At 71.6% G+C, this 26905-nt stretch carries 25 protein-coding genes; 15 read left to right on the top strand and 10 right to left on the bottom strand.

Translation table 11 applies throughout. The annotated features are described in order from the left end of the window. Positions 1-105 precede the first annotated feature (105 nt). On the top strand, positions 106-990 hold the full coding sequence (locus ACFV9D_RS21420) for an SPFH domain-containing protein (protein WP_385148315.1): 885 nt from the start codon (positions 106-108) through the stop codon (positions 988-990). Positions 991-1063: 73 nt separating this feature from the next. On the opposite strand, the gene ACFV9D_RS21425 is transcribed toward ACFV9D_RS21420, so the two are convergent. Further along, complete coding sequence (locus tag ACFV9D_RS21425; RefSeq protein ID WP_015034542.1) at positions 1064-1738, bottom strand: Crp/Fnr family transcriptional regulator; 675 nt, start codon at positions 1736-1738, stop codon at positions 1064-1066. A 184-nt stretch (positions 1739-1922) separates the two neighbouring features. Between ACFV9D_RS21425 and nth the strand changes: the two genes are divergently transcribed. Genes nth through ACFV9D_RS21440 form a run of 3 tightly spaced genes read left to right on the top strand, consistent with a single transcriptional unit; the run spans position 1923 to position 4993 of the window. Next, positions 1923-2957 (top strand): endonuclease III, encoded by a 1035-nt coding sequence (gene nth, locus ACFV9D_RS21430; RefSeq protein WP_385148318.1) that lies wholly within the window; start codon positions 1923-1925, stop codon positions 2955-2957. A 56-nt stretch (positions 2958-3013) separates the two neighbouring features. Beyond that, complete coding sequence (locus ACFV9D_RS21435; protein WP_385148321.1) at positions 3014-3739, top strand: NUDIX hydrolase; 726 nt, start codon at positions 3014-3016, stop codon at positions 3737-3739. A 54-nt stretch (positions 3740-3793) separates the two neighbouring features. Continuing rightward, a complete protein-coding gene (locus ACFV9D_RS21440; protein WP_385148324.1) occupies positions 3794-4993 on the top strand; it encodes a MarP family serine protease in 1200 nt (399 codons plus the stop codon). Between the two features lie 27 nt (positions 4994-5020). Here ACFV9D_RS21440 and ACFV9D_RS21445 read toward each other — a convergent pair whose 3' ends face one another. The 6 genes from ACFV9D_RS21445 to ACFV9D_RS21470 all read right to left on the bottom strand — a co-directional run bounded on the left by ACFV9D_RS21445 (position 5021) and on the right by ACFV9D_RS21470 (position 12998). After that, positions 5021-5209 carry a hypothetical protein gene (locus ACFV9D_RS21445; RefSeq protein WP_385148327.1) on the bottom strand — a complete coding sequence of 63 codons (189 nt, stop codon included), beginning with the start codon at positions 5207-5209 and terminating at the stop codon, positions 5021-5023. 138 nt (positions 5210-5347) lie between these two features. Beyond that, on the bottom strand, positions 5348-6283 hold the full coding sequence (locus ACFV9D_RS21450; RefSeq protein WP_385148330.1) for an alpha/beta fold hydrolase: 936 nt from the start codon (positions 6281-6283) through the stop codon (positions 5348-5350). Continuing rightward, complete coding sequence (locus ACFV9D_RS21455; RefSeq protein WP_385148333.1) at positions 6280-6777, bottom strand: phage holin family protein; 498 nt, start codon at positions 6775-6777, stop codon at positions 6280-6282. The genes ACFV9D_RS21450 and ACFV9D_RS21455 overlap by 4 nt, the downstream gene beginning before the upstream one ends. 37 nt (positions 6778-6814) lie before the next feature. Next, on the bottom strand, positions 6815-8227 hold the full coding sequence (gene nhaA / locus ACFV9D_RS21460; RefSeq protein WP_385148336.1) for a Na+/H+ antiporter NhaA: 1413 nt from the start codon (positions 8225-8227) through the stop codon (positions 6815-6817). A 248-nt stretch (positions 8228-8475) separates the two neighbouring features. Beyond that, entirely contained in the window at positions 8476-10431 is a 1956-nt protein-coding gene (gene acs, locus ACFV9D_RS21465) for an acetate--CoA ligase (protein ID WP_385148339.1), read from the bottom strand. Positions 10432-10625: 194 nt separating this feature from the next. Then, positions 10626-12998: a SulP family inorganic anion transporter gene (locus ACFV9D_RS21470; RefSeq protein WP_385148342.1), complete on the bottom strand. Its 2373-nt coding sequence runs from the start codon at positions 12996-12998 to the stop codon at positions 10626-10628. Positions 12999-13255: 257 nt separating this feature from the next. Here ACFV9D_RS21470 and ACFV9D_RS21475 point away from each other — a divergent pair, with 257 nt between their 5' ends. Further along, positions 13256-14542 carry a hypothetical protein gene (locus tag ACFV9D_RS21475; protein ID WP_385148345.1) on the top strand — a complete coding sequence of 429 codons (1287 nt, stop codon included), beginning with the start codon at positions 13256-13258 and terminating at the stop codon, positions 14540-14542. Between the two features lie 66 nt (positions 14543-14608). Here ACFV9D_RS21475 and ACFV9D_RS21480 read toward each other — a convergent pair whose 3' ends face one another. Further along, positions 14609-15595, bottom strand: coding sequence for an ATP-binding protein (locus ACFV9D_RS21480; protein WP_385148347.1), 987 nt, complete (start codon positions 15593-15595; stop codon positions 14609-14611). Between the two features lie 102 nt (positions 15596-15697). Between ACFV9D_RS21480 and ACFV9D_RS21485 the strand changes: the two genes are divergently transcribed. Then, on the top strand, positions 15698-16525 hold the full coding sequence (locus ACFV9D_RS21485; RefSeq protein ID WP_385148350.1) for an oxidoreductase: 828 nt from the start codon (positions 15698-15700) through the stop codon (positions 16523-16525). A gap of 302 nt (positions 16526-16827) precedes the next feature. On the opposite strand, the gene ACFV9D_RS21490 is transcribed toward ACFV9D_RS21485, so the two are convergent. After that, positions 16828-17694, bottom strand: coding sequence for an HAD family hydrolase (locus tag ACFV9D_RS21490; RefSeq protein WP_385148353.1), 867 nt, complete (start codon positions 17692-17694; stop codon positions 16828-16830). A 479-nt stretch (positions 17695-18173) separates the two neighbouring features. Here ACFV9D_RS21490 and ssd point away from each other — a divergent pair, with 479 nt between their 5' ends. From ssd to ACFV9D_RS21525, 7 genes are all read left to right on the top strand, one after another. After that, positions 18174-19343, top strand: a complete 1170-nt coding sequence (gene ssd / locus ACFV9D_RS21495) for a septum site-determining protein Ssd (protein ID WP_385148356.1) — start codon at positions 18174-18176, stop codon at positions 19341-19343. Further along, on the top strand, positions 19340-20518 hold the full coding sequence (locus ACFV9D_RS21500) for a TadA family conjugal transfer-associated ATPase (protein WP_385148359.1): 1179 nt from the start codon (positions 19340-19342) through the stop codon (positions 20516-20518). Before ssd ends, ACFV9D_RS21500 begins: the two co-directional genes overlap by 4 nt. Beyond that, a complete protein-coding gene (locus ACFV9D_RS21505) occupies positions 20515-21411 on the top strand; it encodes a type II secretion system F family protein (RefSeq protein WP_385148362.1) in 897 nt (298 codons plus the stop codon). The genes ACFV9D_RS21500 and ACFV9D_RS21505 overlap by 4 nt, the downstream gene beginning before the upstream one ends. Positions 21412-21428: 17 nt before the next feature. Next, on the top strand, positions 21429-22193 hold the full coding sequence (locus tag ACFV9D_RS21510) for a type II secretion system F family protein (RefSeq protein WP_385148655.1): 765 nt from the start codon (positions 21429-21431) through the stop codon (positions 22191-22193). 37 nt (positions 22194-22230) lie between these two features. Further along, the gene (locus ACFV9D_RS21515; protein ID WP_385148365.1) at positions 22231-22437 is read left to right on the top strand and encodes a DUF4244 domain-containing protein; all 207 of its coding nucleotides are present in this window, start codon (positions 22231-22233) and stop codon (positions 22435-22437) included. Then, entirely contained in the window at positions 22424-22783 is a 360-nt protein-coding gene (locus tag ACFV9D_RS21520; RefSeq protein WP_385148368.1) for a TadE family type IV pilus minor pilin, read from the top strand. The genes ACFV9D_RS21515 and ACFV9D_RS21520 overlap by 14 nt, the downstream gene beginning before the upstream one ends. A gap of 74 nt (positions 22784-22857) precedes the next feature. Then, on the top strand, positions 22858-23217 hold the full coding sequence (locus tag ACFV9D_RS21525; RefSeq protein ID WP_385148371.1) for an Rv3654c family TadE-like protein: 360 nt from the start codon (positions 22858-22860) through the stop codon (positions 23215-23217). On the opposite strand, the gene ACFV9D_RS21530 is transcribed toward ACFV9D_RS21525, so the two are convergent. Beyond that, the gene (locus ACFV9D_RS21530) at positions 23159-25636 is read right to left on the bottom strand and encodes a DEAD/DEAH box helicase (RefSeq protein ID WP_385148374.1); all 2478 of its coding nucleotides are present in this window, start codon (positions 25634-25636) and stop codon (positions 23159-23161) included. The two genes, ACFV9D_RS21525 and ACFV9D_RS21530, sit on opposite strands and share 59 nt — an antisense overlap. 79 nt (positions 25637-25715) lie before the next feature. On the opposite strand from ACFV9D_RS21530, the gene ACFV9D_RS21535 reads away from it, so the two are divergent. Continuing rightward, positions 25716-26069 carry an STAS domain-containing protein gene (locus tag ACFV9D_RS21535; protein WP_137988538.1) on the top strand — a complete coding sequence of 118 codons (354 nt, stop codon included), beginning with the start codon at positions 25716-25718 and terminating at the stop codon, positions 26067-26069. Between the two features lie 92 nt (positions 26070-26161). Beyond that, complete coding sequence (locus tag ACFV9D_RS21540; protein WP_385148377.1) at positions 26162-26620, top strand: ATP-binding protein; 459 nt, start codon at positions 26162-26164, stop codon at positions 26618-26620. Positions 26621-26905 lie beyond the last annotated feature (285 nt).

A 26905-nucleotide genomic window follows, 5' to 3' on the forward strand; every position in this document is an offset into this window, starting at 1 on the left:
CCGGCTCAGGCCGTTCGGCTCCCCCGGTCACCCCCGAGAATTCGATCTTTTGGGCTGTGCTTTACGCTCCGCTTACTTGTGACCGTAGCTCTCGGGGGAATGCGCATGTTCTTCATAGCCGTCCTGCTGCTCATCGCCGCAGCAGTGCTGTACTTCGTCGCCCGCAGCAACGACACGCGCGGGCTGAAGCTGGGCGCCCTCGGCGCCCTCATCGCGGGTGTCTTCTCGCTGCTCGGCTCCACCCTCTACGTCGTCAGCGCGTACGAGGTCGGCGTCCCGGTCGCGTTCGGCAAGGTGGGCACGCCGATGACGTCGGGCATGCACTTCAAGACGCCGTTCACCGACGTCACGACCTTCTCGACCCGCCCGGTCGACCTGAACCTCTCCGACAAGGACGTGGTCGAGGTCCGTTCCTCGCAGGGCGGCGTGATGGAGGTCGAGGTGACCGTGAAGTGGGCGGTCACGCCGACCAAGGCGGTCGAGCTCTACCGGCTCGCGGGCAGCGAGGAGGCCATCCAGCAGCGCCTGGTCTACCCGGACAGCCGGGAGATCGTCCGCAACGTCTTCGCGCGCTACACGAGCGAGCAGGGCTACGCCACCGACCGCGAGAAGATCAACGCCGAGATCGGCACGCTCATCAAGGAGCGCCTGGCCCCGCGCGGGATCGACGTCACGACCGTCAACCTGCGCAATGTGAAGCCCTCGAAGGCTCTGCAGGACCAGATCGACCGCAAGATCCAGCAGCAGCAGGCGACCGAGCGCGCCACCGAGGCGTCCCGCACGGCCAAGGCCGAGGCCGACCGGCGCCGCATCGAGGCCGAGGGCATCGCCCGCGCCAACAAGATCCTCAACGACTCGCTGACCGACAAGGTCCTGATGAACCAGTGCATCGACGCGTACAAGGAGGCCGCGGCGAAGAACCCGGTGTACGCGGTTCCGTGCGGCGGCGGGAGCGGGAACCCGCTGATCGTGGACGGTACGAAGCGGTAGTCACGTCCGTACGAGAAAGGCCGCCCGGTCCATGACCGGGCGGCCTTCTTCGTACGCGTAGGTACGGCAGTGCCTACCGCGAGCGCTTCGCGAGGCGCTCCACGTCCAGCAGGATCACGGCGCGGGCCTCCAGGCGCAGCCAGCCGCGCTGCGCGAAGTCGGCCAGGGCCTTGTTGACCGTCTCGCGGGAGGCGCCGACCAGCTGGGCGAGCTCCTCCTGGGTCAGGTCGTGGACGACGTGGATGCCCTCCTCGGACTGCACGCCGAAGCGGCGCGACAGGTCGAGGAGCGCGCGGGCGACACGGCCCGGAACGTCGGAGAAGACCAGGTCGGACATCTGGTCGTTGGTCTTGCGGAGCCGGCGCGCGACCGCGCGCAGCAGGGCGGTGGCCACCTCGGGGCGGGCGTTCAGCCAGGGCTGGAGGTCGCCGTGGCCCAGGCCCAGCAGCTTGACCTCGGTCAGCGCGGTCGCGGTGGCGGTGCGCGGGCCCGGGTCGAAGAGGGACAGCTCACCGATCAGCTCGCCGGGGCCGAGGACGGCCAGCATGTTCTCCCGGCCGTCGGGGGAGGTGCGGTGGAGCTTCACCTTGCCCTCGGTCACCACGTACAGGCGGTCGCCGGGGTCGCCCTCGTGGAAGAGAGCGTCGCCACGGGCGAGCGTCGCTTCACTCATCGAGGCGCGCAGCTCCGCGGCCTGCTCGTCATCGAGCGCCGCGAAGAGCGGGGCGCGCCGCAGAACGTCGTCCACGAGTTCTCTCCTATGTCGACCTGCTCAGGGGACCTTGATCCCATGATGCCGGACGCACAAAACAGTGCGATCAATCACAACAAGTTTGACGTACCGAACCACCTCTCCGTACGTCAGGGGCCCGATTGGGTCGTGATCGGCCGTGCCCGGGGCGGATGTCGGTGGTGGCCCTTAGGCTGGCCGGGTGTCCAACTCGCCGGTGAGAGCGCAGGCCAAGGGGGCTGGGAGAGTGTCGACCAAGGGCAATTCCGCTGTGGGCGAACAGGGTGCGCCGAAACGGGCGAATGTGGCAAAACGCCCGACGAAGGCCACTGAGAAGGCCGCTCCGAAGGCGGCTGCGAAGCCCGCGAAGGCCCCCACGAAGGCTGCTGCGAAGTCCGCGAAGACCACGACGAAGGGTGCTTCGAAAGCTGCGAAGCCCGCTCCGAAACCCGCGAAACCGGAATCCCGGCTCGCGATGGTCCGCAGGGCCCGGAAGATCAACCGGGAGCTGGCCGACGTCTATCCGTACGCCCACCCCGAACTGGACTTCCGGAACCCCTTCGAGCTGCTCGTCGCCACGGTCCTCTCCGCCCAGACCACCGACCTGCGGGTCAACCAGACCACCCCCGCGCTCTTCGCGAAGTACCCGACCCCCGAGGACCTGGCCGCCGCCGTCCCCGAGGAGGTCGAGGAGGTGATCCGGCCCACCGGCTTCTTCCGCGCCAAGACCAAGTCGATCATGGGCCTCGCCGCGGCCCTCCGCGACGACTTCGGGGGCGAGGTCCCCGGCCGCCTCGACGACCTGGTGAAACTGCCCGGAGTGGGCCGCAAGACCGCCTTCGTCGTCCTCGGCAACGCATTCGGCGTGCCGGGCATCACCGTCGACACCCACTTCATGCGCCTGGCCCGCCGCTGGAAGTGGACCGAGAGCGACGACCCGGTCAAGATCGAGGCAGAGGTCGCCGAGATCTTCCCCAAGAGCGAGTGGACGATGCTCTCGCACCGGGTGATCTTCCACGGCCGCCGGATCTGCCACGCCCGCAAGCCCGCCTGCGGCGCCTGTCCGATCGCCCCGCTCTGCCCGGCGTACGGGGAGGGCGAGACCGACCCGGAGAAGGCGGCGAAGCTCCTGAAGTACGAGAAGGGCGGCTTTCCCGGCCAGCGCCTCAATCCGCCGCCGAACTACCCGGGCCGCCCGGCCCCACCCGCCCCCGGCGTCGCCCCCGGAGCCGAATGAGCCGCATGAGGGAACGAACCCACACACCCATCGCGTTGTGAACCACGGGGGTGCCTATGACGCGCACTGAAGAGACCGAAGCACACACCGAGGACACGACCCACGGCGTCGGGACCGGCGGCCTGCTGAGCCGGGACGGCCTGCCGGACTGGCTCGCCCCCGTCGACCGGGCCGCCCGCAGCGTCGCGCCCGAGCAGCTCAGCCGCTTCCTGCCGCCCGCGAGCGGCGCCGGCCGCCAGTCCGCCGTCCTCATCCTCTTCGGCGAGGGCGAGCGCGGACCCGAGCTGCTGCTCATGGAGCGCTCCGGCTCCCTGCGCTCGCACGCCGGGCAGCCCTCCTTCCCCGGCGGCGCCCTCGACCCCGAGGACGGCGACCCGGCCGACGGCGGCCTGCTGCGGGCCGCGCTGCGCGAGGCCGAGGAGGAGACCGGCCTCGACCCCTCCGGCGTCCAGCTCTTCGGCGTGCTCCCCCAGCTCTACATCCCGGTCAGCGGCTTCGTCGTCACCCCCGTCCTCGGCTGGTGGCGCACCCCCACCCCGGTCGGAGTGGTCGACCCCGCCGAGACCGCCCGCGTCTTCACGGTCCCCGTGGCGGATCTCACGGACCCGGCGAACCGCGCGACGGCCGCCCACCCCAGCGGCCACCAGGGCCCCGCATTCCTCGTCGCATCCGCTCTGGTCTGGGGTTTTACGGCCGGAGTGATCGACCGGCTGCTCCACTACGCGGGCTGGGAGAGACCCTGGGACCGGGCCAAGCAGGTCCCGCTGGACTGGCGCTCATGACAGGCTGACCTCCGGGCCCGGGCGACCGAAGACGAATCTGCGAGGCTATTGACGGTGAACGTGCTGGACATCCTGTTGCTGCTCGCCGCCGTGTGGTTCGCGATCATCGGTTACCGCCAGGGATTCGTGGTCGGCATCCTGTCGGTCATCGGCTTCCTCGGCGGCGGCCTCGTCGCCATTCTTCTGCTCCCGGTCGTCTGGGACTGGCTGACGAACAACTCGCAGGTCTCCACCACGGCGACGGTCGTCTTCGTGATCGTGGTGATCGTCTGCGCCTCGGTCGGACAGGCCTTCACCACCCACCTCGGGAACAAGCTGCGCCGGCACATCACCTGGTCACCGGCGCGCGCCCTGGACGCCACCGGCGGCGCGCTGGTCAACGTCGTCGCGATGCTGCTCGTCGCCTGGCTGCTCGGCTCCGCCCTCGCCGGAACGTCCCTGCCCACGCTGGGCAAGGAGGTGCGCAGCTCCAAGGTGCTCCTGGGCGTCGAGCGGGTGATGCCCGATCAGGCGTCCACCTGGTTCACGAACTTCACCTCGTCCCTCGCCCAGAACGGCTTCCCCCAGGTCTTCAGCCCGTTCGCCAACGAGCCCATCACGGAGGTCCGTCCCCCGGACCCGGCGCTCGCCGGCAGCCCGGTCGCCGCCGAGGCCAAGCGCGCCATCGTGAAGGTCGTCGGCACGGCGCCGAGCTGCGGCAAGGTCCTCGAGGGCACCGGCTTCGTCTTCGACGACCGCCGGGTCATGACCAACGCCCATGTCGTCGGCGGCGTCGACGAGCCGACCGTCCAGATCGGCGGTGAGGGCAAGCTGTACGACGCCAAGGTCGTCCTCTACGACTGGCAGCGCGACATCGCCGTCCTGGACGTGCCGAACCTGAACGTCGAGCCGCTGAAGTTCACCGAAGAGGACGCCCGCAGCGGCGACAGCGCGATCGTCGCGGGCTTCCCCGAGAACGGCTCGTACGACGTCCGCTCGGCGCGCGTCCGGGGCCGTATCAACGCCAACGGCCCGGACATCTACCACCGCGGCGAGGTGCGCAGGGATGTGTACTCCCTGTACGCGACGGTCCGTCAGGGCAACTCCGGCGGCCCGCTCCTCACCGCGGACGGCAAGGTGTCCGGCGTCATCTTCGCCCGCTCGCTCGACGACAAGAACACCGGCTACGCGCTGACCGTCGACGAGATCCGCGACGACATCATCCAGGGCCGCGCGGCCAACCAGCAGGTCGACAGTCAGGGGTGCGCGCTGTGAGCGGGCGTACGGACGAGAGAGGTTCGCTCAGTCGCGAGAGTGCCTGAGCCTGGCCGATACCCAGCGGGCCCGGCGGCGCAGGATGCGCGGGATCCCGATCTCCTGCACGGGATGCGAGCGGCCCTGCTCCTGCGGGCCACTCCTCTCGTGCGAGCCCGGCCCAGCGGTCGAGCGGCGGTTGCGTGCTGTGTCACCGTAGTCGTGCGTCCAGCCCATACCCCGACGTCTGCCCGTGGCCCAAGGTCGGTAACCGCCCAGGGGCCCGCCAATTGGAGTATGCGCCGGGCACATGGCCGTTCGTAGAACGGGAGTCCGGGTGGGTCCGGGTGAGTCCGCTGACTCCGGTGAGACGGATCAGCGGTCGGGCTCGGGATCCTTCAGCCAGTTGATGAGCTCCGTGGAGAAGGCCACCGGGTCCTCCTCGTGCGGGAAGTGCCCCAGGCCGTCGAAGAGCCGCCAGCGGTACGGCGCCTCCACGTACTCGCCCGAGCCCGCCGCGCTGCGCGTGCGCATCGCCGGGTCCATCGAGCCGTGCAGGTGCAGGGTGGGTACCCGCACCGGGCGCTTCATACGCCGGTTGAACTGGATTCCGTCCGGCCGTGCCATGGACCGCACCATCCACCGGTACGGCTCGATCGAGCAGTGCGCGGTCGACGGGATGCACATCGCCCGCCGGTAGACCGCGATCGCCTCCTCGTCCGGCAGCCCGGGGCCCGACCAGTCCTCGATCAGCCTGCCCACCAGCGCCGCCTCGTCCGCGACGAGCTGACGCTCCGGCAGCCACGGGCGCTGGAAGCCCCAGACGTACGAACCGGCGCGCGACTGCGAGAAGTCGGACAGCATCGCCGAGCGCCAGCGGCGCGGGTGCGGCATCGAGGAGACCGCGAGCCGGCGGACCAGCTTGGGCCGCATGACGGCCGCGGTCCAGGCGAGATAGCCGCCCAGGTCGTGGCCGACCAGCGCCGCGTCCGGCTCGCCGAGGGAGCGGACGACACCGGTGATGTCGAGCGCCAGGTTGGCGGGGTCGTAACCCCGGGGCGTACGGTCGCTGCCGCCCACGCCCCTCAGGTCCATGGCCACGGCCCGGAAGCCCGCCTCGGCGAGAGCAGGCAGCTGGTGGCGCCAGGTCCACCAGAACTGCGGGAAGCCGTGCAGCAGCAGCACGAGCGGCCCGTCGCCCATCTCGGCGATGTGGAAGCGCGCACCATTGGCGGCCACGTCGCGGTGGGTCCAGGGGCCGTCGATCCGTACGGGGCTGCCGCTGCCGTTGCTGCTCTCAGGGACGGTCATGCAGACGAGCGTCCCACAACAGCGGCCTTCTCCTGGACCGCGCCGGGCAGCGCCGCCCGTTCGGGGCGGGGGTGCGGCTTGGCGTTCTGCAGGACCGCGGCGGTCTGCTTGGCCGAGGCGATGGACTTCTCCGGCGGCTTGACCTTCTTGAACTTGGCGTAGGCGAGCAGCCCCAGCAGCCCCGCGAGGAGCACGTTCGCCGTGAAGGAGAGCAGGAAGCACCAGGCCAGGTTCCAGCCGCCCTCGCCGTTGTGGCCGCCGGTCCAGCCGTTGATGCCGTACGCGAGCGCGAAGCTCAGCATCGGCAGCGAGAAGAGGAGCACCGTGGCTGCCGCCACGCCGGCCGCTCCGCCGATCACGCCGCGCTTGACGTCCTGTCGGATCTCGGCCTTGGCCAGGGCGATCTCGTCGTGCACCAGCGCGGACATCTCGGCGGTCGCCGAGGCGACCAGCTGACCGAGGCTGCGCTCGGTTCCGTTGACCGGGTCGCTCATCGCTGCTCCCTCTTCTCTTCTCAGGTCCGACCTCAGATCATGCCGGACTGTCGCCGTCGTCGCGCGATGCCCCCGCCAGTTGGGCGCGCTCGCGGTGCTCGGCGGCCTTCCTCTCGTAGATCGCGGCCATCCGGAGGTGGTACTCCGGATTGTCCTCCTCGTACATGTCGGGGATGCCGTCCTCGTCCTCGTCGCGCTCCTCGTCCGCCAGCAGTGCCTCGTACTTGCGGACCCGCAGCTTGAGCAGGATCGTCGCGAGCACCGCGGCGGTGAGCGAGCCGATCAGGACGGCCGCCTTGACCTCCTCGGTCAGCGCGGCGTCGCCCTCGAAGGCGAGCTCGCCGATGAGGAGGGAGACGGTGAAGCCGATTCCGGCGAGGGAGGCGACGGCGAAGACGTCCGGCCAGGCCAGGTCGCTGTTGAGCTCCGCCCGGGTGAAGCGGGCCGCCAGCCATGTGCCGCCGAAGATGCCGATGGTCTTGCCGACGACGAGACCGAGGATCACACCGAGGGTGACCGGGTTGGTGGAGATGTCGGCGATGGTCTTCCCCGTGACGCTGACACCGGCCGAGAACAGGGCGAACAGCGGCACGGCCAGACCGGCCGAGACCGGGCGGACCAGGTGCTCGATGTGCTCGCCGGGGGAGTGCTCCTCGCCCTCGTTCCTGGTGCAGCGCAGCATCAGGCCCATCGCGACGCCCGCGATGGTGGCGTGGACGCCGCTGTTGTACATCAGGCCCCAGATCACCAGGGCGAGCGGAACGTAGATGTACCAGCCGCGGACGTTCTTGCGCAGGAGCAGCCAGAAGACCGCCAGGCCGGCGAAGGCGCCGCCGAGCGCGGCGAAGTTGATGTCGTTGGTGAAGAAGACCGCGATGATCAGGATCGCGAAGAGGTCGTCGACGACGGCGAGCGTGAGCAGGAACGCGCGGAGCGCGGACGGCAGTGAGGTGCCGATGACAGCGAGGACCGCGAGCGCGAAGGCGATGTCGGTGGCGGTGGGCACGGCCCAGCCGTCCATGGAGCCGCCGCCGATGATGTTGGTCAGGGCGTAGACGAGGGCCGGTGCGGCCATGCCGCAGATGGCGGCGATGACGGGCAGCGCGGCGGCCTTGGGGTCGCGCAGCTCGCCCGCGACGAGCTCACGCTTGAGCTCGATGCCGGCGACGAAGAAGAAGATCGCGAGGAGGCCGTCGGCCGCCCAGTGCTGGATGGAGAGGTCCAGGCCCAAGGCGGCGGGGCCTATGTGGAAGTTCTGTACCGTCTCGTAGCTGTCGTTGAGGGGCGTGTTGGCCCAGACGAGAGCGGCGACGGCGGCCACGAGCAGGAGCACGCCACCGACGGTCTCGGCGCGCAGCGCGTCGGCGACGAAGCGTCGCTCGGGCAGCGACAGACGGCCGAGGAACTTACGGTCGGTGGGACGGCTGGGTGCGGGCGTGGGCGCGGGCACGGTGGGCGACCTCCGGTCGGTTGGGCAGCACGAAGCACATGCCGACCAGACTTCCCGGCGCACCTAGGTATTTCTGTCGCGTCTCTGACGCGATCTTTACTTTACCTAACGAGCGAGGGTTGTGTCCGGTGATCTTCACTTTAAGGACAGAACCGCGCTCCGGCCCGTTGTGGACAGACCTGCCTGTTGCGGATAAAAGGGCGCCCACCCCAGGTGACCTGGAGTGGGCGCCCACAAGAGCCCGAGGCTCAGTCCTCCGCGGACGCGCTCGGCAACTTGGTCTGGATGAGGTCCATGACCGACGAGTCCGTCAGCGTCGTCACGTCACCCAGCTCCCGGTTCTCCGCGACGTCCCGGAGGAGCCGCCGCATGATCTTGCCGGAACGCGTCTTCGGCAGCTCCGCCACCGGCAGCACCCGCTTCGGCTTCGCGATCGGCCCGAGCGTCGTGCCGACGTGGTTGCGCAGCTCCGCGACGAGACCGTCGTCCTCGCTGGCCGTACCCCGCAGGATGACGAAGGCGACGATCGCCTGACCGGTCGTCTCGTCGGCCGCGCCGACCACCGCCGCCTCGGCGACGGACGGGTGCGAGACGAGCGCGGACTCGACCTCGGTGGTGGAGATGTTGTGCCCGGAGACGAGCATGACGTCGTCGACCCGGCCCAGCAGCCAGATGTCGCCGTCCTCGTCCTTCTTCGCGCCGTCGCCGGCGAAGTACTTGCCCTCGAAGCGCGACCAGTACGTGTCGAGGAACCGCTGGTCGTCGCCCCAGATGGTGCGGAGCATCGACGGCCACGGCTCGGTGAGGACCAGGTAGCCGCCGCCTCCGTTCGGGACCTCGTTCGCCTCGTCGTCGACGACGGTGGCGGAGATGCCGGGGAGCGGGCGCTGGGCCGAGCCCGGCTTGGTCTCGGTGACGCCCGGCAGCGGCGAGATCATCATCGCGCCGGTCTCGGTCTGCCACCAGGTGTCCACGATCGGGGTCTTGCCGGCGCCGATGTGCTCGCGGTACCAGACCCACGCCTCGGGGTTGATCGGCTCGCCGACCGAGCCCAGCACGCGCAGGCTCGACAGGTCGAACTTCGCGGGGATGTCGTCGCCCCACTTCATGAACGTACGGATCGCGGTGGGAGCGGTGTAGAGGATCGTGACGCCGTACTTCTGGACGATCTCCCAGAACCGGCCCTGGTGCGGGGTGTCCGGGGTGCCCTCGTACATGACCTGCGTCGCGCCGTTGGCCAGCGGCCCGTACGTGATGTACGAGTGGCCGGTCACCCAGCCGATGTCGGCCGTGCACCAGTAGACGTCGGTCTCCGGCTTGAGGTCGAAGACGGCGTGGTGGGTGTACGCGGCCTGGGTGAGGTAGCCGCCGGAGGTGTGCAGGATGCCCTTCGGCTTACCCGTCGTACCGGAGGTGTACAGGATGAAGAGCGGGTGCTCGGCGCCGAACGCCTCGGGCGTGTGCTCGGCGGACTGGCGGGCGACGATGTCGTCCCACCACACGTCCCGGCCCTCGGTCCACGCCACGTCCTGGCCCGTACGGCGGACGACGAGGACGTTGCTCACGCGGTCCACGCGGCCGAGGGCCTCGTCGACGGCGGGCTTGAGGGCGCTCGGCTTGCCGCGGCGGTAGCCGCCGTCGGCGGTGATGACCAGCTTGGCGTCGGCGTCCTCGATGCGCGTGGCGATCGCGTCGGCGGAGAAGCCGCCGAAGACCACGGAGTGCGCGGCGCCGATGCGGGCGCAGGCCAGCATCGAGACGACGGCCTCGGGGATCATCGGGAGGTAGATCGCCACCCGGTCGCCCTTGGTGACGCCCAGCTCGGTCAGGGCGTTGGCGGCCTTGGAGACCTCGTCCTTGAGTTCGGCGTAGGTGATGGCGCGGCTGTCGCCCGGCTCGCCCTCGAAGTGGATGGCGACGCGGTCGCCGTTTCCGGCCTCGACGTGCCGGTCGACGCAGTTGTACGCCACGTTGAGCTCGCCGTCGGCGAACCACTTGGCGAACGGCGGGTTCGACCAGTCGAGGGTCTCGGTCGGCTCGGTGGCCCAGGTGAGCCGCTTCGCCTGCTCGGCCCAGAAGCCAAGCCTGTCCGCCGCGGCCTGCTCGTACGCCTCCGCCGTCACGTTGGCGTGCGCGGCCAGCTCGGTCGGCGGCGCGAACCGCCGCTCTTCCTTGAGCAGGTTGGCCAGGCTTTCGTTGCTCACGACATCTCCCTTTCCCAGGGCGTCCTATGTGCCTATGTGTCCCGCGTCATAGCTCATCAGTCAGATGCCCGGGTGACAAGAGTCTCCAGGAAATTGGTTTAGACCTATGAGGTGGCGGGCGTGCGGTGGCCCCTCCCTCCCGAGCGGTGGGAAGAAGGGGCCACACAGTCTCACGGACGTCGGAAAGGGAAGGTTCAGGACGCGCGGGCAGCGGTCCGACGGTCGATCACGGTCGAGGGAACGAGGTCCTGGGCCGCCGGGACGCGGTCCTCGGTCGGTGGGACGCTGTCGAAGACGTCGTCGTAGCGGTGCTGCTCGTCCGGCCCGGCCAGCAGATACGCCTGGGCCTCGCCCACGTGGAAGTACATCCCGTGCAGCGTCAGCGTCCCGTCGGCGAGCCGCCGCGCCACCGCGTCGTGCGCCCGCAGATGCTCCAACTGCTGGACCACGTTGGTCAGGCAGAGCTGCTCGACCGCGTCGGCCGGCAGCCTCCCGGAGATCCGGGCCCAGGCGTGTCTGCGGCTCGCCATCCGCTCCAGGCTGGGCAGTCCGTGCCGCAGCCAGCGCCGCAGCGGGGTCGGCGGATCGTCCGGGGTGCTGCCGAGCAGCGCCTGCATCGCACCGCAGCCCGAGTGCCCGCAGACGGTGATCGACTGCACCCGCAGGACCTCCACCGCGTACTCGATCGCGGCGGCCACCGAGTCGTCCCCGCTCTCCTCGCCGGGCAGCGGAACCAGATTGCCCACGTTCCGTACGGTGAACAGGTCACCGGGCCCGCTCGAGGTGATCATGCTGGTCACCAGGCGGGAATCGGCGCAGGTGAGGAAGAGCTGCGAGGGCCGCTGGCCCTCGCGGGCGAGGCGCGCCAGCTCGTCGCGCACCAGCGGGGCCGTGTTGCGCTGGAACTTGCCGATGCCGCTCGCCAGTTGATGCTCGGTCGCACGGCGTGTCTCGTCGGCCGGATGGTGTTCGCCGCAGTGGTGGTTGCGCCAGGGCGTCCAGGGGCGGCAGCAGGCGTGGGACTCGGAGGTCGGCTCGGTGATCCGGGCGCCGGAGGGGCCGGTGATCTCCACCGCGCCGCCGTGCGCCGCCTGCCAGTCGTGCAGTGCCTCGTACGCCGCGTGGTCCATGAACGAGCCGTCCAGCTCGACCACCGTGGGGGAGTCGTGCGGCACCTGGTGCAGTATCCGGCTCAGCCGGGGCACCGCGAGGAACGTCAACTGCCCGCGGGCCCGCACCCGATGGCCGTCCTCCGTCTCCTCGATGGTGATCCGGGTCCTGGTCAGCCGGTGCAGCGCCACGGCGACGGCGACCGCGACGCCGATCAGCACCCCTTCCAGTACGCCGGTGAGGACGACGGCGGCGAGCGTCGCCGCGTACACGAGCATCTCGCGGTTCCTGTGCACGCTGCGCAGGTGGGTGATGTTGACCATCTGGACGCCGACCACGGTGACCAGCGCGGCGAGGGCGGCCAGCGGAATCAGGTCGAGCACCGGGACGAGCAGCAGCGCGGCGAGCACCACCCACACACCGTGCAGGATGGCGGAGTTGCGGCTGACCGCGCCCGCCGAGACATTCGCGGCGCTGCGCACCGCGACGCCGGTGACGGGCAGCCCGCCGAGCGCTCCGGAGAGCGCGTTCGCCGCGCCCTGGCCCGCCAGTTCGCGGTCGAGCCGCGCGCGCGGCACGGTGACGCCGGGCGTTCTGCGCGCCGCGACCAGCTTGTCGACGGCGACCGCGGACAGGAGCGACTCGACGCTGCCGACGAGGGTGATGGTCAGGACGGCGGCGAGCAGGCCGAGAACCGGCCCGTCGGGCAGTTCGGGCAGGGCATGGCTGCGCCAGGAGGGCAGGTCGACACGGGGCAGGCTCAGCCCGCCAACGGCCGCCACGGCGGTGGCGGCGGCCACCGCGGCGAGCGCGGCCGGGATCTTCCGTACGAACCGGCCGGCGCGCCCGGGCAGCCGGGGCCAGAGCAGCAGGACGGCAACCGTGAGGGCGCTGATGAGCAGCGCGGCCCGGTGGAGGTCGGCCAGCTGGGCCGGCAGTCCGAGGACGTTGGCCACGGCGGAGCTCTGCGGGGTGCCGCCGAGGACGATGTGGAGTTGGGCGAGCGCGATGGTCACGCCGATGCCGGCGAGCATGCCGTGCACGATCGCGGGGGAGACGGCGAGGGCGGAACGGGCCACTCGCAGTGCGGCCAGGCCGAGTTGGGCCAGTCCCGCGAGGACGGTGATGGCGCAGGTGGTGCGCCAGCCGTAGCGCTGGATCAGCTCGGCGGTCACCACCGTGAGGCCCGCGGCGGGGCCGCTGACCTGGAGCGGCGACCCGCCGATCCGGCCGGCGACGATGCCGCCGACGGCGGCGGCCACCAGGCCGGCCTGGAGCGGGGCTCCGGTGGCGAGTGCGATGCCGAGGGAGAGCGGCAGCGCGATCAGGAAGACGGAGATCGATGCGGACAGGTCGGCGCCCGCGATGCGGAAGCGGTGTCCGCGGCCTGGCGGGCTGTGCGGCCGTTGGGCGTCGGGGCGGGTGATGGTGCCGTTGCGTGGGGTGCAGAGGGTCATGAGTCCCGTCTCCTCCGGGGCAGCGCGAGCGCGGCTGGGTCACGGCGTGCAGTGGCGGGATGACCGAGCGAGTATCAACGCTCGGTAAATGGATCGTAATGGAGAGTAAAGACTGCGGCATTATTTTCGGGGCAAACAGGGCAATGATTCACCGGTTCCGGTGAATGGCACGCGAAATGCCGCTTGTCGTTTCATCTCTCCGGCGGCCGTGGTGCGACGTTGACGCCGCTCGTACGGAACCGAGGAGAGGTGGGCGGATGACAGCCGCCGGGAGAAGGACCACTGCCCGCACCAGGACGCTCGCCGTCGGCGCTCTCGCCGCCGCCCTGATCACCGGCCTCGCCGGGTGCTCGGACTCCGGGGGGACCGCCCCGCCGAAGGGTGCCCCCGGGGCGAAGAAGCCCGCCGCGGCCCCGCAGAGCGCGGTACGCCTGATCGGCGACGGCTCCACCGCCTTCACCGGCGCCCAGCCCGATCAGCCGGTCTGGCAGAAGCTGAAGCCGGGCGAACAGCCCCCGCAGTTCGTGGTCTTCTCGTGGGACGGCGCGGGCGAGGACAGCCAGAAGCTCTTCTCGCACTTCCGCAAGGTGGGCAAGAAGTACGACGCGACGATGACGTACTTCCTCAGCGGCGTCTATCTGCTGCCCGAGGAGAAGCGCAAGCTCTACGACCCGCCGCGGCACGCGGTCGGCAGCTCGGACATCGGCTTCAACGACGTCGAGGGCATCCGTGACACCGTCCGCGAGCTGCGCGGCGCCTGGCAGGAGGGCAACGAGGTCGGCACGCACTTCAACGGCCACTTCTGCGGGCCGGAGAGCGGAGTCGGCAACTGGTCGGTCGAGGACTGGAAGAGCGAGATCAGCCAGGCCAAGTCCTTCGTGAAGAACTGGAAGACGAACGCCGGCCTGACCGCCGAGCAGCCGCTCCCCTTCGACTACGACAAGGAGCTGGTCGGCGCCCGCACCCCCTGCCTCGAGGGTCGCAAGAACTTCGTCAAGGCCGCGTCCCAGCTGGGCTTCCGCTACGACACCAGCGGCGTCAACGACCAGATCTGGCCCAAGAAGGACCACGGTCTGTGGGACCTGTCGATGCAGCTGGTCCCGGTGCCCGGCCGCGCGTTCCAGACGCTGTCCATGGACTACAACTTCATGGTCAACCAGTCGGGCACCAGAACCCAGGGCGACCCGTCCCGGCACGAGTACTGGGGCGACCAGATGCGTGACGGCCTGGTGCAGGCCTTCGAGCGCTCGTACCGGGGCAACCGGGCCCCGCTGATCATCGGGAACCACTTCGAGTCCTGGAACGGCGGCACGTACATGCGCGCCATCGAGGAGACCATCGCCACGGTCTGCGTCCAGCGGGACGTGAAGTGCGTGTCCTTCCGGCAGCTCGCGGACTGGCTGGACGCCCAGGACCCGGCGGTGATCGAGAAGATGCGGACCCTGAAGGTGGGCGAGGCCCCGAAGGGCGGCTGGGCGACCTTCCTGGCCCCCCAGCCCCTGACTCCGCCCCAGCCCGCGATCAAGCCGGCCGAACGGCACTGACCCCTTCGGACGCCGTCCGTCGGTGGTGGTGGTCGTCAGCCGTGGTGGCCGTCACCCTGGTGGTCGTCAGCTGGGCTGGGGTACGGCCAGTTGCTCGCCCAGCACGAAGCCGGGGTCGACCTGCGCCGCCAGGTCCGCCCCGGTCTTCGCGTTGCCCCAGCTCTCCGCGTTGCGGAGGTGGAAGTGGACCATCTGGCGGGTGTACCGCTCCCAGTCGCGGTGGGCGTACGAGTCGTCCGCCGCGTCCTGGAGGGCCTGGAGTGCCATCCGGTTGTCCGCCTCCAGGAGCTCGAAGCGGGACGGGCGGCCCTTCTCCATCGCGCGGACCCAGTCCGAGTGGCCGACCGTCACCAACAGGTCGTCGCCCACCTCGGCGCGCAGGAAGTCCACGTCGTCCCGGCCCTGGACCTTGTTGCCGATGACCTTGAGCGCGACGCCGAAGTCCCGGGCGTACTCCTTGTACTGGCGATAGACCGAGACGCCCTTGCGCGTCGGCTCGGCGACCAGGAACGTCATGTCGAAGCGGGTGAACATCCCGGAGGCGAACGAGTCCGAGCCCGCCGTCATGTCGACGACGACGTACTCGTCCTCCCCGTCGACCAGGTGGTTCAGGCACAGCTCCACCGCGCCGACCTTGGAGTGGTAGCAGGCCACCCCGAGATCAGACTCGGTGAACGGCCCCGTCGCCATCAGCCGGACGTCACCGTCGTCGAGGTGCACGGTCCGCGCGCACGCCTCGTACACCGGGTTGTCCTCGCGGACCCGCAGCAGTCGCGAACCCTCCCCGGGCGGGGTCGTCTTGATCATCATGTCGGCGGAGGCGATCCGCGGGTTGGAACCCCGCAGGTACTCCTTGATCAGCGGCAGGTGCGCGCCCATCGCGGGCAGCGCCGCCGCCTGGGTCTCGTCGAGACCCAGCGCGGCCCCGAGATGCTGGTTGATGTCGGCGTCCACCGCGATGACAGGGGCTTCATTGGCTGCGAGGTGGCGGATGAAGAGCGAGGACAGCGTGGTCTTCCCGCTGCCGCCCTTCCCTACGAAAGCGATCTTCATGTTCACCTAGCGTAGCGGCATGATCGCGGCACGTGGTCAAGGTGCGTGAAGAAGACCACTCCAACGTGGGGGCGCGGCCCAGGGCGCGTAGCCTCCCTACTTATGAGTACGCACGCCTCTGACCCGCTGGCCGCCCTCGGCTCCCTGCCGGGCGTCGCCGAATCGGTGGACTCCGTACGCAAGGCCGTCGACCGGGTCTACGGGCACCGCGTGATGCGGCGCCGCAGCAACGAGATCACGTCCGAGGCGGCCCTGCGCGGCGCGCGGGGTTCGGCCGCGCTCTCCGGCGCCGACTGGGCGCTCGAGGAGGTCCGCCGGCGGACCGACTTCGGTGGCGACGCGGAGGCGCGGACGGTGGGCGCGGCCCTCCGGCTGGGCGCGGAGGCGGGCCAGCTGCTCTCCATCTGGCGCCAGTCGCCGCTGCGGGTGCTGGCCCGGCTGCACCTGGTCGCGGTGGGTGACAGTGATGACTTCGGTGACTCCGTCGGCAGGCCCCGGCAGGCCGGTGAGGCGGTCGACGAGCCGCTGATCGAGGCGCCGCTGCCGGACCCGGCCGAGGTCGCGGGCCGGCTCGACGGGCTCTCGGAGCTGATCATCGCGGGCGGTACGGCTCCGGCGCTGGTGACGGCGGCCGTGGTGCACGGCGAACTGCTCGCGCTGCGGCCGTTCACCTCGTACAACGGGCTGATCGCGCGGGCCGCCGAGCGGATCGTGCTGATCGGCAGCGGGCTCGACCCGAAGTCGATCTGCCCGGCCGAGGTCGGCCACGCCGAGCAGGGGCGTGCCGCGTACGTCGCGGCGTTCGACGGGTATCTGTCCGGGACCCCGGAGGGCATGGCCGCCTGGATCGCGCACTGCGGGCGGGCCGTGGAGCTGGGGGTCCGTGAGTCGACGGCGGTCTGCGAAGCGCTCCAGCGCGGCGCCGCCTAGAAAACTGCCTGGAACAGGGTTGCGGCGGTACCAGTCCTGGTACCGCCGCTGGCACGTCTGCCGAGTTACCAAGCGTCCTCGATATGTGCCCATCAAGCGGGGACTTTGCCCATCGCCTGGTGCGGCTGGCCCGTAATCGACGGGTCGACGTCGCGTGGGTGCTCAGCTTCTGTGCGTGGTCCGTGGGGCCTTCTTGCTCAACAGGTGATCCTCTCGGATGTCCTAGGTCTCGCGGGCCTGATTCCTTTCTACTCCTGTCGGATGGGAAGCGAAAGTCCTGGCTCCACTTCTTTACTTTCGTATCAAATCCGGGCAAAGCGATCGGCAAGGGCGCTCTGCCGTCGGCGGTTGGCGTACCAGACGAGTCCGGCGGTCGCCGCGGCGGCGCCCACGGCGGCCACCGCCATGAGTGCGGGGCGCGGCGGCATCCGGAATTCCGGCAGGCGCTGCTTGAGCCGGACCGGCTTCTCGAAGGCCAGGATCGGCCAGTCCCGGGCGGTCGCCTCGCGGCGGAGCGACCGGTCGGGGTTGACCGCGTAAGGGTGGCCCACGGCCTCCAGCATCGGTACGTCGGTCGCCGAGTCGCTGTACGCGTAACAGCGTGAGAGGTCGTAGCCCTCCGACTCCGCGAGCTCCCTGACCGCCTCGGCCTTGGTGGGCCCATAGGCGTAGTACTCCACCTCCCCGGTGAAGCAGCCGTCGTCGCCGACGACCATCCGGGTGGCGACGACCCGGTCGGCACCCAGCATCTCGCCGATCGGCTCGACCACCTCGGCGCCGGAGGTCGAGACGATCACGACATCGCGGCCCGCGGCGTGGTGCTCCTCGATGAGGGAGGCCGCCTCGTCGTAGATGATCGGGTCGATCAGATCGTGCAGGGTCTCGGCGACAAGCTCCTTGACCTGCGCGACGTTCCATCCTTTGCAGAGCGCGGAAAGATATTCGCGCATCCGCTCCATCTGATCGTGGTCGGCGCCGCCCACGAGGAAGACGAACTGGATGTAGGCCGTCCGCAGGACGGCGCGGCGGTTGATCAGTCCGCCTTGGTAGAAGGACTTGCTGAAGGTCAGGGTCGACGACTTCGCAATGACCGTCTTGTCCAGGTCAAAGAAGGCGGCTGTGCGCGGCAACGAGTGGTTTTCCACGAGCCGAGCATAGGTGCCCGCCATTCGGCGTACGCTCGGGCGTGTGGGTTTGCCTGAGAAGGCTCTCGGGTACACCATGGAAGTCACGGATCGTTCGCGACCGTGCTAACCCGGTCCGGCTCCTCCCCCCCCGAGTCGGCCGGAGAGACGACCCCCGCTCTCCCCCCCGGCGGGGGTCGTCGCATGTCCGGACGCGTTTTCGCTCGCCGGATCCTCATGTCTCCCCCTCCCCTCGGCCGTGCGGCCGCGGCTGCGTGATGCCTTCATTTCGTCACTCAGCGTAACCGGTGGGCTGCTCTCCGGGCATCCCCGGTATGGGGCACAGGGATATTCACAACCAGTGAGTTATCCACAGTTTTTGAGCAAGATCCACGCGATTTCCGGGATGACGGCACGGTGATTCCCGCCGCGAACTCCGCGGACGGAAGGAATCACCGATCTCGGCGGCGCGACGTGCGCCCACGGGATCACACGGACAGGGGGCGTGTGCTGTGGCGGGAACCATGACTTTCAGAACTTCGCGGCGTTCAGGGGCCGCGCGGACCGTCGGCTCGTCCGGGACGCCCGACGGGGCGACGGAGGCCGGCGGGACGGCCGGCGGGGGACACCGGGCCGGACCGCTGATCGTGACCGAGGACCTCGCGCTGCTCGACGACCTGCTGAGGCTGTGTGCCGCGGCTGGGGCCGAGCCCGAGGTGCACCACACAGTGCCCGAACACCGCGCGAGCTGGGCCGATGCCCCGCTGGTCCTGGTCGGCGACGACGCCGCGGTGCGATGCCGTGGGGCCGCGCGCAGGCAGGGGGTGATCCTCGTCGGCCGAGGCGGCGAGGACGGTGAGGACCCGGAAGTGTGGCGGCGGGCGGTCGAGATCGGCGCCGACTGCGTCCTGCGGCTGCCGGACGCCGAGAGCTGGCTCGTCGACCGGATCGCCGACGCGGCCGAAGGTGCCGGGAAGCAGGCGCTGACCGTCGGCGTCATCGGCGGACGCGGCGGCGCCGGTGCCTCGACGCTGGCCTGCGCCCTCGCGCTGGCCGGCGCCAGGACCGGGCGGCGCACCCTGCTCGTGGACGGCGATCCGCTCGGCGGCGGACTCGACGTCCTCCTCGGCGGAGAGCGGGCCGAAGGCAGACGATGGCCCGACTTCGCCGCCTCCAAGGGACGGGTGGCCGGCGGCGCCCTGGAGGAGTCGCTGCCCTCGGTGCGCGGGCTGCGGGTGCTCAGTTGGGACCGGGGGGACTCGGTTCTGGTGCCGCCCGACGCGATGCGCTCGGTGCTCGCCGCGGCGCGCAGGCGGGGCGGGATCGTGGTCGTGGACCTGCCCCGCCGGATCGACGCGGCGGTGACCGAGGCGCTGGCGCAGCTGGACCTCGGACTCCTCGTCGTCCCCGGCGAGTTGCGGGCGATCGCGGCGGCCCACCGGGTCGCCTCCCTCGTGAGCATGGTGGTGCCCGACCTGCGTGTGGTGGTGCGCGGCCCGTACGCCCCCGGGCTGGACGAGCAGTGGGTCGCGGACGCGCTGCGGCTGCCGCTCGCCGGAGAACTGCCGCACGATCACGGCCTCACGGCTGCCCTCGACAGTGGTGCACCGCCGGGCGGCGAGGTACATGGACCGCTGGGCCGTTTCTGCGCGGAGTTCTGGCAGCGCGCCCTGGCCCCGGACGGGGTGTCGTGAGCGGCGGGGCGCCCAGGGGAGGGGCCGGCGGCGCGGGGCTTCTGGAGGCCGTGCGGCAGAGGCTCGCGGAGAGCGGCGCCGAGCCGACGCCGGCGCGGGTCGCGGCAGCTCTGCGGGCCCAGGGACGGCTGCTTGGAGACGCGGAAGTCCTCGGCGCGGCCGAGGTGTTGCGGTGCGAGCTCGTCGGCACAGGACCGCTGGAACCGCTGCTCGCCGATCCCTCGGTCACCGACGTGCTGGTCTCCGCGCCCGACCGGGTCTGGGTCGACCGGGGCGCCGGTCTCGAACTCACCGAGGTCCGCTTCGACGACGCGCCGGCCGTACGCCGACTGGCGCAGCGGCTCGCGGCGGTGGCCGGGCGGCGCCTGGACGACGCCCGGCCCTGGGTGGACGCCCGGCTGCCGGACGGGACCCGCATGCACGCGGTGCTGCCGCCCGTGGCGGTCGGCTCGACCTGCCTGTCGCTGCGGGTGGTGCGGCCGCGGGCCTTCTCCGTGGGGGAGTTGACCGCCGCGGGCACGGTCCCGCCGGGCGGGGAGCGGATCCTGCGGGCGCTGATCGAGGCGAGGGTCTCCTATCTGATCTCCGGCGGCACCGGTTCGGGAAAGACGACGCTCCTCTCCACGCTTCTTGGCCTGGTCGGCGAGCGGGAACGGATCGTCCTCGCCGAGGACTCGGCCGAACTGCGACCCGACCATCCGCATGTGGTGCGCCTGGAGGCGCGGCCGGCGAACCAGGAGGGCGCGGGACTCGTGACCCTGCGGGATCTGGTCCGGCAGGCGCTGCGGATGCGGCCCGACCGGCTGGTGGTCGGCGAGGTCCGGGGCGGAGAAGCGGTCGATCTGCTGGCCGCTCTCAATACGGGCCACGAAGGAGGCTCGTGCACGGTCCACGCCAACACGGCGGCGGACGTACCGGCCCGACTCGAAGCCCTCGGGACGGCCGCCGGCCTCGACCGGGCGGCGCTGCACAGCCAGTTGGGTGCCGGACTCTCGGCGGTGCTTCATCTCGTACGGGACCGGGCGGGGCGTCGGCGGATCGCCGAGATCCATGTCTTCGAAAGGGACCGGGAGGGATTGGTGGTGACCGTGCCCGCGCTGCGGTGGGGAGCGGTCGGGTTCGAGCGGGATCGGGGCTGGGAGCGGCTGCGGTCGCTGATCGGGGGCGCGTGGTGAGCGGGGAGCAGTGGGTGCTGGCCCAGAGCGCGGCGGCGCTGTGCGCCGGGGCGGCGATGTGGCGGCTGGCCGAGCGGGAGCGGGGGCTGCGCAGGGCGCGGGTGGTGCTGGCGGGCGTGGGGGCGCTGGGCGCTCCGGGCACTCCGGAGGCTTCGTGGCGGGGGCGCTCGTTGTGGGCGGTGGGCGAGCGGTGGTGGGCCGTCGTGCGAGGGCGTCGCGCCTGGCTGTGCCTCCCGGTGGCCGTGGTGCTCGCGCTTGTCGGAGAGTCGCCGCTGCCGCTCGTGGCGGGGGCGCTCGCGGTGCCGCTGGTGGGGCGCCGGCTGCGCGCGGCGGCGCTCCGCAAGGAGCGGGAGGCGCGGTCGGACGCGGTCGTGGCCCTGTGCGGTGCGGTCGCGGGGGAGCTGAGAGCCGGCCGGCAGCCGGCGCAGGCGCTGCTCTTCGCGGTCGCGGCGACCGGGGCGCTGGGGCCCGGGGAGGAGGCGCAGGTGCTTGCGGCGGCCCGGTTCGGCGGGGACGTGGCGGGCGCGCTGCGGCGGGCGGCGCGGCAGGACGGGGCCGACGGACTGGCCGGCCTGGCGGCCTGCTGGCAGGTCGCGGTGGACGGTGGCGCGGGGCTGGCCGCGGGGCTCGACCGGCTGGAGGCCGCGCTCCGGGAGCACCGGGACCAACGTGAGCGGCTGCGGGCTCAACTGGCCGGGGCCTGGGCGACGGTGACCGTCCTCGCGGTGCTCCCGGCGGTGGGCCTCGCGCTCGGTACGGCCCTGGGCGCGCGACCGCTGCACGTGCTGCTGCACACGCCGGTGGGTCTCGGGTGTCTGGCCGTCGGGGGCGCGCTGGAGGCGGCCGGCCTGTGGTGGGCGGCGCGGATCGTCAGGGGAGGGGAGCGGGCGTGAGCGGGCCGACGGGGCTCATGGGCGAGTTCGTCCCCAGGCTGGGGATGGCGGCCGCACTGGCCGGTTCGGTCGCCTGGGCCGCCTTGGTCCTGGCCGACCGGCGGCGTGAACGGCGCACGCGCAAGCGGATCGCGGCCTTGCTGGAGGCCGAGTTCGAGCGACGAGGACGGCGCAGGGCCGGACTGCCGGGCTGGCTGCGGAGCTGGGCGGGGCCGTTCGCGGCGGCGGTCGTCGGCTGGGCGCTGATCGGTGGCACGGCCGGCCTCCTGGCGGGCGTGGCGGCGGGGTGGGGAGTACGACGGTTCCGTGCGCGCCGCGGTCCGGCGGCGGGCGACGACGGCGCGGTCGCACGGCAGCTCCCGCTCGCGGCCGACCTGCTGGCGGCCTGCGCGTCGGCCGGGGCGGGGCCCGGCGAGGCGGCGGAAGCGGTGGGCCGATCGCTGGGAGGGCCGGTCGGCGAACGGCTGACCCGGACGGCGGCGGAGCTCCGGCTCGGCGGCGAACCGGCCGACGTATGGCGGAGGTTCGGCGCGATACCCGGCGCCGAGGGCTTGGCCCGCTGTCTGGAACGGGCCGGCTCCTCCGGGGCGCCCGCCGCGGAGGCCGTCTCGAAACTCGCGGCCGACCTGAGGGCGGACCGCGCGCGGAAGGCGGCGGCCCGGGCACAGCGGGCGCAGGTGCTGATCACCGCGCCCGTAGGGCTCTGCTTCCTGCCCGCCTTCCTGGCGGTGGGGGTGGCGCCGGTGGTGATCGGCCTCGCGAGCGGACTGCTGCGGCACTGACGGACGACGAACTCGACGACGAACACGACGACGACACATGGGGGTTGGCATGAAGAGGATGAGCGCGTGGTGGCGGGCCCGGTGGGCGGCCCGGAGCGATGCGGGGATGACCACGTCCGAGTACGCGATGGGGACGATCGCGGCCGCGGCCTTCGCGGCTGTGCTGTACAAGATCGTGACCAGTGGTTCGGTCTCCGGCGCGCTGGAGTCCGTGATCGGGAAGGCGCTCGATGCGCCGTTCTGATGACCGGGGCGCCGTGACCGTGGAGGCGGCGATGGCCCTGCCGGCCCTGGTGGTGTTCACCATGGCCCTGGTCTGGGCGCTCGCCGCGGCGGCGGCACAGATCCAGTGCGTGGACGCGGCGCGGGCCGGGGCGCGGGCAGTGGCCCGGTCGGAGCCGGTGGCCGGCGCCGAGGCGGCCGCCAGGGCGGCCGCGCCCGAGGGGGCCCGGATCGGGGTCACCCGGTCGGGCGAGCTGTGGCGGGTGACGGTGGAGGTGGCGGCGCCGGGGCCCGGTGGGTTGGGGCTCACCCTGCGCGCAGGGGCGGCCGCGCTTGCCGAGGACACGGTGGGGGTGACGGCGCCATGAGCGGGGCCGGGACGGGCGGGAGGGGCAGGTCAGCCAGGGCGGCCGGGACGGGCAGGTCGGGCAGGGCGGCTCTCGTGCGCGGCGACCGGGGGATGGCGACGGTGTGGACGGCGTTCGCGGCCTGTGTGCTGTGCGTGGTGTTCGGGGCGGTGCTCGCGCTCGGGCAGGCGGTCGCGGCCCGGCACCGCGCGGGCGGGGCCGCGGACCTGGCGGCGCTCGCCGCCGCCGACCGGGCCCTGTGGGGCGAGGAGGCCGCCTGCGCGGCGGCGGCCGGGGTGGCGAGCGCGCAGGGGGCGTCGGTGCTGCGGTGCGCGGTGCGGGGCGACGTCGCGGACGTGACCGCGACGGTCCGCCTGGGGCCGTACGCGCCGGCGGTCAGGGCCCGGGCGGGGCCTCCTGAGGCTCTTCCGGGGCTTCCCGCAGCAGTTCCGTGAGGAGGCGCACGGCGCCGCGCTTGTGGAGCGGGTCGTTGCCGTTGCCGCACTTGGGCGACTGGATGCAGGAGGGGCAGCCCGCCTCGCACTCGCACGAGGCGATCGCCTCGCGGGTGGCCGCCAGCCACGCGCGGGCGGTGTGGAAGGCCCGCTCGGCGAAGCCCGCGCCGCCCGGGTGCCCGTCGTAGACGAAGACGGTGGGCAGCAGGGTGTCGGGGTGGAGCGGGATCGAGACCCCGCCGATGTCCCAGCGGTCGCAGGTGGCGAAGAGCGGCAGCATGCCGATCGAGGCGTGCTCGGCGGCGTGCAGGGCGCCTCCGAGGATCTCCGGGTTGATCCGGGCGGCGTCCAGCTGGTCCTCGGTGACCGTCCACCACACGGCCCGGGTGCGCAGGGTGCGGGGTGGCAGGTCGAGCTTGGTCTCGCCGAGGACCTCGCCGGTGATCAGACGGCGGCGCAGGAAGGAGACGACCTGGTTGGTGACCTCGACGGAGCCGTAGCAGAGGCGGCCGGCTCCCCAGGGGATCTCGGTGTCGGTTTCGAGGACGGAGATGGAGGTGGTGTCCCGGGCAGTGGTGGAGTACGGCGGACTGGCCTCCTCGACCAGGGCCACGGAGTCCTTCAGGTCGAGGGTCTTCACCAGATAGGTGCGGCCCTGGTGGAGGTGGACGGCGCCCTCGTGGACCGCGGTGTGGGAGGCGGCCTCGTCGACCGTGCCGAGGAGACGGCCGGTCGCGGCCTCCACGATCTGGACGGGGCTGCCGCCCCCGCCCCGGATGTCGGTCAGGTCGGCGGCCCGCTCGCGGCGGGTCCAGTACCAGCCGGTGGAGCGCTTGCGCAGGAGGCCGGCGGCCTCCAGCTGGGGCAGCAGCTCGGGGACGGCCGGGCCGAAGAGGGCCAGGTCGGAGTCGGTCAGCGGGAGCTCCGCGGCCGCGGCGCACAGATGGGGGGCGAGGACGTAGGGGTTGTCGGGGTCCAGGACCGTCGATTCGACCGGCTGCTGGAACAGGGCCTCGGGGTGGTGGACCAGGAAGGTGTCCAGCGGGTCGTCGCGGGCGACCAGGATCGCCAGGGCGCCCTCGCCGGAGCGGCCGGCGCGGCCCGCCTGCTGCCACAGGGAGGCGCGGGTGCCCGGGTAGCCGGCGATCACCACGGCGTCCAGGCCAGAGACGTCCACGCCCAGCTCCAGGGCGGTCGTGGCGGCCAGGCCCAGCAGCTCGCCCGAGTGCAGGGCACGCTCCAGGGCGCGACGCTCCTCGGGCAGATAGCCGCCCCGGTAGGCGGCGACCCGGCGGGCGAGGGAGCGGTCGACCTCGGCGAGGCGTTCCTGGGCGATGACCGAGATCAGCTCGGCGCCGCGCCGGGAGCGGACGAAGGCGACCGAGCGGACGCCCTGGACGGTCAGGTCGGTCAGCAGGTCGGCCGTCTCGGCGGTGGCCGTGCGGCGCACCGGGGCGCCCTGCTCGCCGTGGAGCTCGGTCAGCGGCGGCTCCCAGAGGGCGAAGACCAGCTCGCCGCGCGGGGAGGCGTCGTCGGAGACCTCCGAGACCGGCAGGCCGGTCAGCCGGCCGGCGGCGAGGGCGGGCTCGGCGGAGGTGGCCGAGGCGAGGAGGAAGACGGGATCCGCGCCGTACCGGGCGCAGACGCGGCGGAGCCGGCGCAGCACCTGGGCGACGTGGGAGCCGAAGACGCCCCGGTAGGTGTGGCACTCGTCGATCACGACGAAGCGCAGGGAGCGCAGGAAGGAGGACCACCTGGGGTGGGAGGGGAGTATGCCCCGGTGCAGCATGTCGGGGTTGGTCAGCACGTAGTTCGCGTACTGGCGGACCCACTCGCGCTCCTCGACCGGCGTGTCGCCGTCGTAGACGGCGGGCCGGATCCGGTTGCCGAGCGGAGCGGCCAGCTCGCGCACGGCGCGGCGCTGGTCGGTGGCGAGGGCCTTGGTGGGGGCCAGGTACAGCGCGGTGGTGCCCCGGCCGTTGGCGGCCTCCGAGCCGTCCAGGAGCGTGGACAGGACGGGGGCGAGATAGGCCAGCGACTTGCCCGAGGCGGTGCCGGTCGCGATCACCACGGATTCGCCGTCCAGGGCGTGCTCCGCGGCCTCTGCCTGGTGGGCCCAGGGGTGCTCGATGCCCGCCGCCTGGATCGCGCCGATCACTTCCGGCCGGATGCGATGCGGCCAGACGGCATGGCGACCCTCCCGGGCGGGCAAGTGCTCCGTATGAGTGATGCGCGCGGCCCGGCTCTCGCCCGAGGAGAGCCGGTCGAGGATCATGCCGGGAGAGGGGCGGCTGCCCGTGTCCCCGGCAGGTCGTCTGGGGCGGTGATTCTTGGCCATCGGCACCGAGTGTGTCACTGGCGTGACGGACAATGCTCCCAAGGCGTCGTGCATGGCTGCTGGTAAGTGATTGAATGCCATCGCGGCTGGCGATCCGTCCCCCGACTCCGCCGGGGAGACCCGAGGGGCGACCGCTCGATAGCAAGGTGCTGGAGGATCCGTGGACCTGTCCCTGTCGACTCGCAATGTGTCCGGCCCGAGTGGCGACCGTACGGTCGTCGAGGTCGGTGGCGAGATTGATGTGTATACCGCGCCCAAGCTGCGCGAGCAGTTGGTCGAGTTGGTGAACGACGGCAGCTACCACCTGGTTGTCGACATGGAGGGCGTGGACTTCCTCGACTCGACCGGCCTCGGCGTGCTCGTGGGCGGCCTGAAGCGCGTGCGCGCGCACGAGGGCTCGCTGCGCCTCGTCTGCAACCAGGAGCGCATTCTGAAGATCTTCCGGATCACCGGTCTGACCAAGGTGTTCCCCATTCACACCACGGTCGACGAGGCCGTCAACGCCACCGACTGACGGCCGTCCGGCGTCGGAAGAAGGAGTGGAGAACCGGGCAGTCCATGCCCGGTCCTCCGAGTTGCCCGCCCATACGTTCCTAGGGGGACCGCATGGCCACCGTTGAACTCCGCTTCAGCGCCCAGCCCGAGCACGTCCGCACGGCCCGCCTCGTGGCGGCCGCGGTGGCGCGCCGGGCCGGGGTCGACGAGGCGGTCCTCGACGAGGTCAGACTCGCCGTCGGCGAGGCGTGTTCCCGCGCGGTCGGGCTGCACCGCAGCAACGGCGTCACCACCCCCGTCCGGGTCGTGCTGACCGAGGAGGAGAAGACGTTCTCCATCGAGGTCGGCGACGAGGTCCCGGGCGCGGGGGTGGCGGCGGCCGATGCCGCCGGTGTGCCCGGTGCGCGAGACGAGGCTCCGGCCGAGGAGTTCGACGACGCCGACGGCGAGGACGAGATGGGTCTCGCGGTGATCCGCGGGCTCGTCGACGACGTCGAGGTGAGAGCCGGCGAGGAGGGCGGGGTCATCAGGATGAGTTGGCCGACCACGCCCGCGGTCGCGCTCCCCTGAGCGTCCCGTCGGGATCGTTCTCGGTGCGTTCCGTGGCGCGTTCTGCCGATCGCTCCTCAGTTCGCTCCTGAAACATCCTTCCCTCGAATGGCGCTCCCCGATCCATCGAGATCACGAGAAGAGGCCCTGCTGAGCAGGGCCTCTTTTCATTTCTCTAGATCATGGATCATGTGTCAATGCTTTTGCCCCATTACCGCTTTCGGAGGGAAGATCGAGTCAATGGGGAATTCCATTTGCGGCGCCCTGTTTTGATCAGGTTCTGCTCCCTACAATCCGTCCATCTTG

This window comes from Streptomyces sp. NPDC059875, assembly GCF_042731085.1.
In the GTDB taxonomy this organism is placed as follows: domain Bacteria; phylum Actinomycetota; class Actinomycetes; order Streptomycetales; family Streptomycetaceae; genus Streptomyces.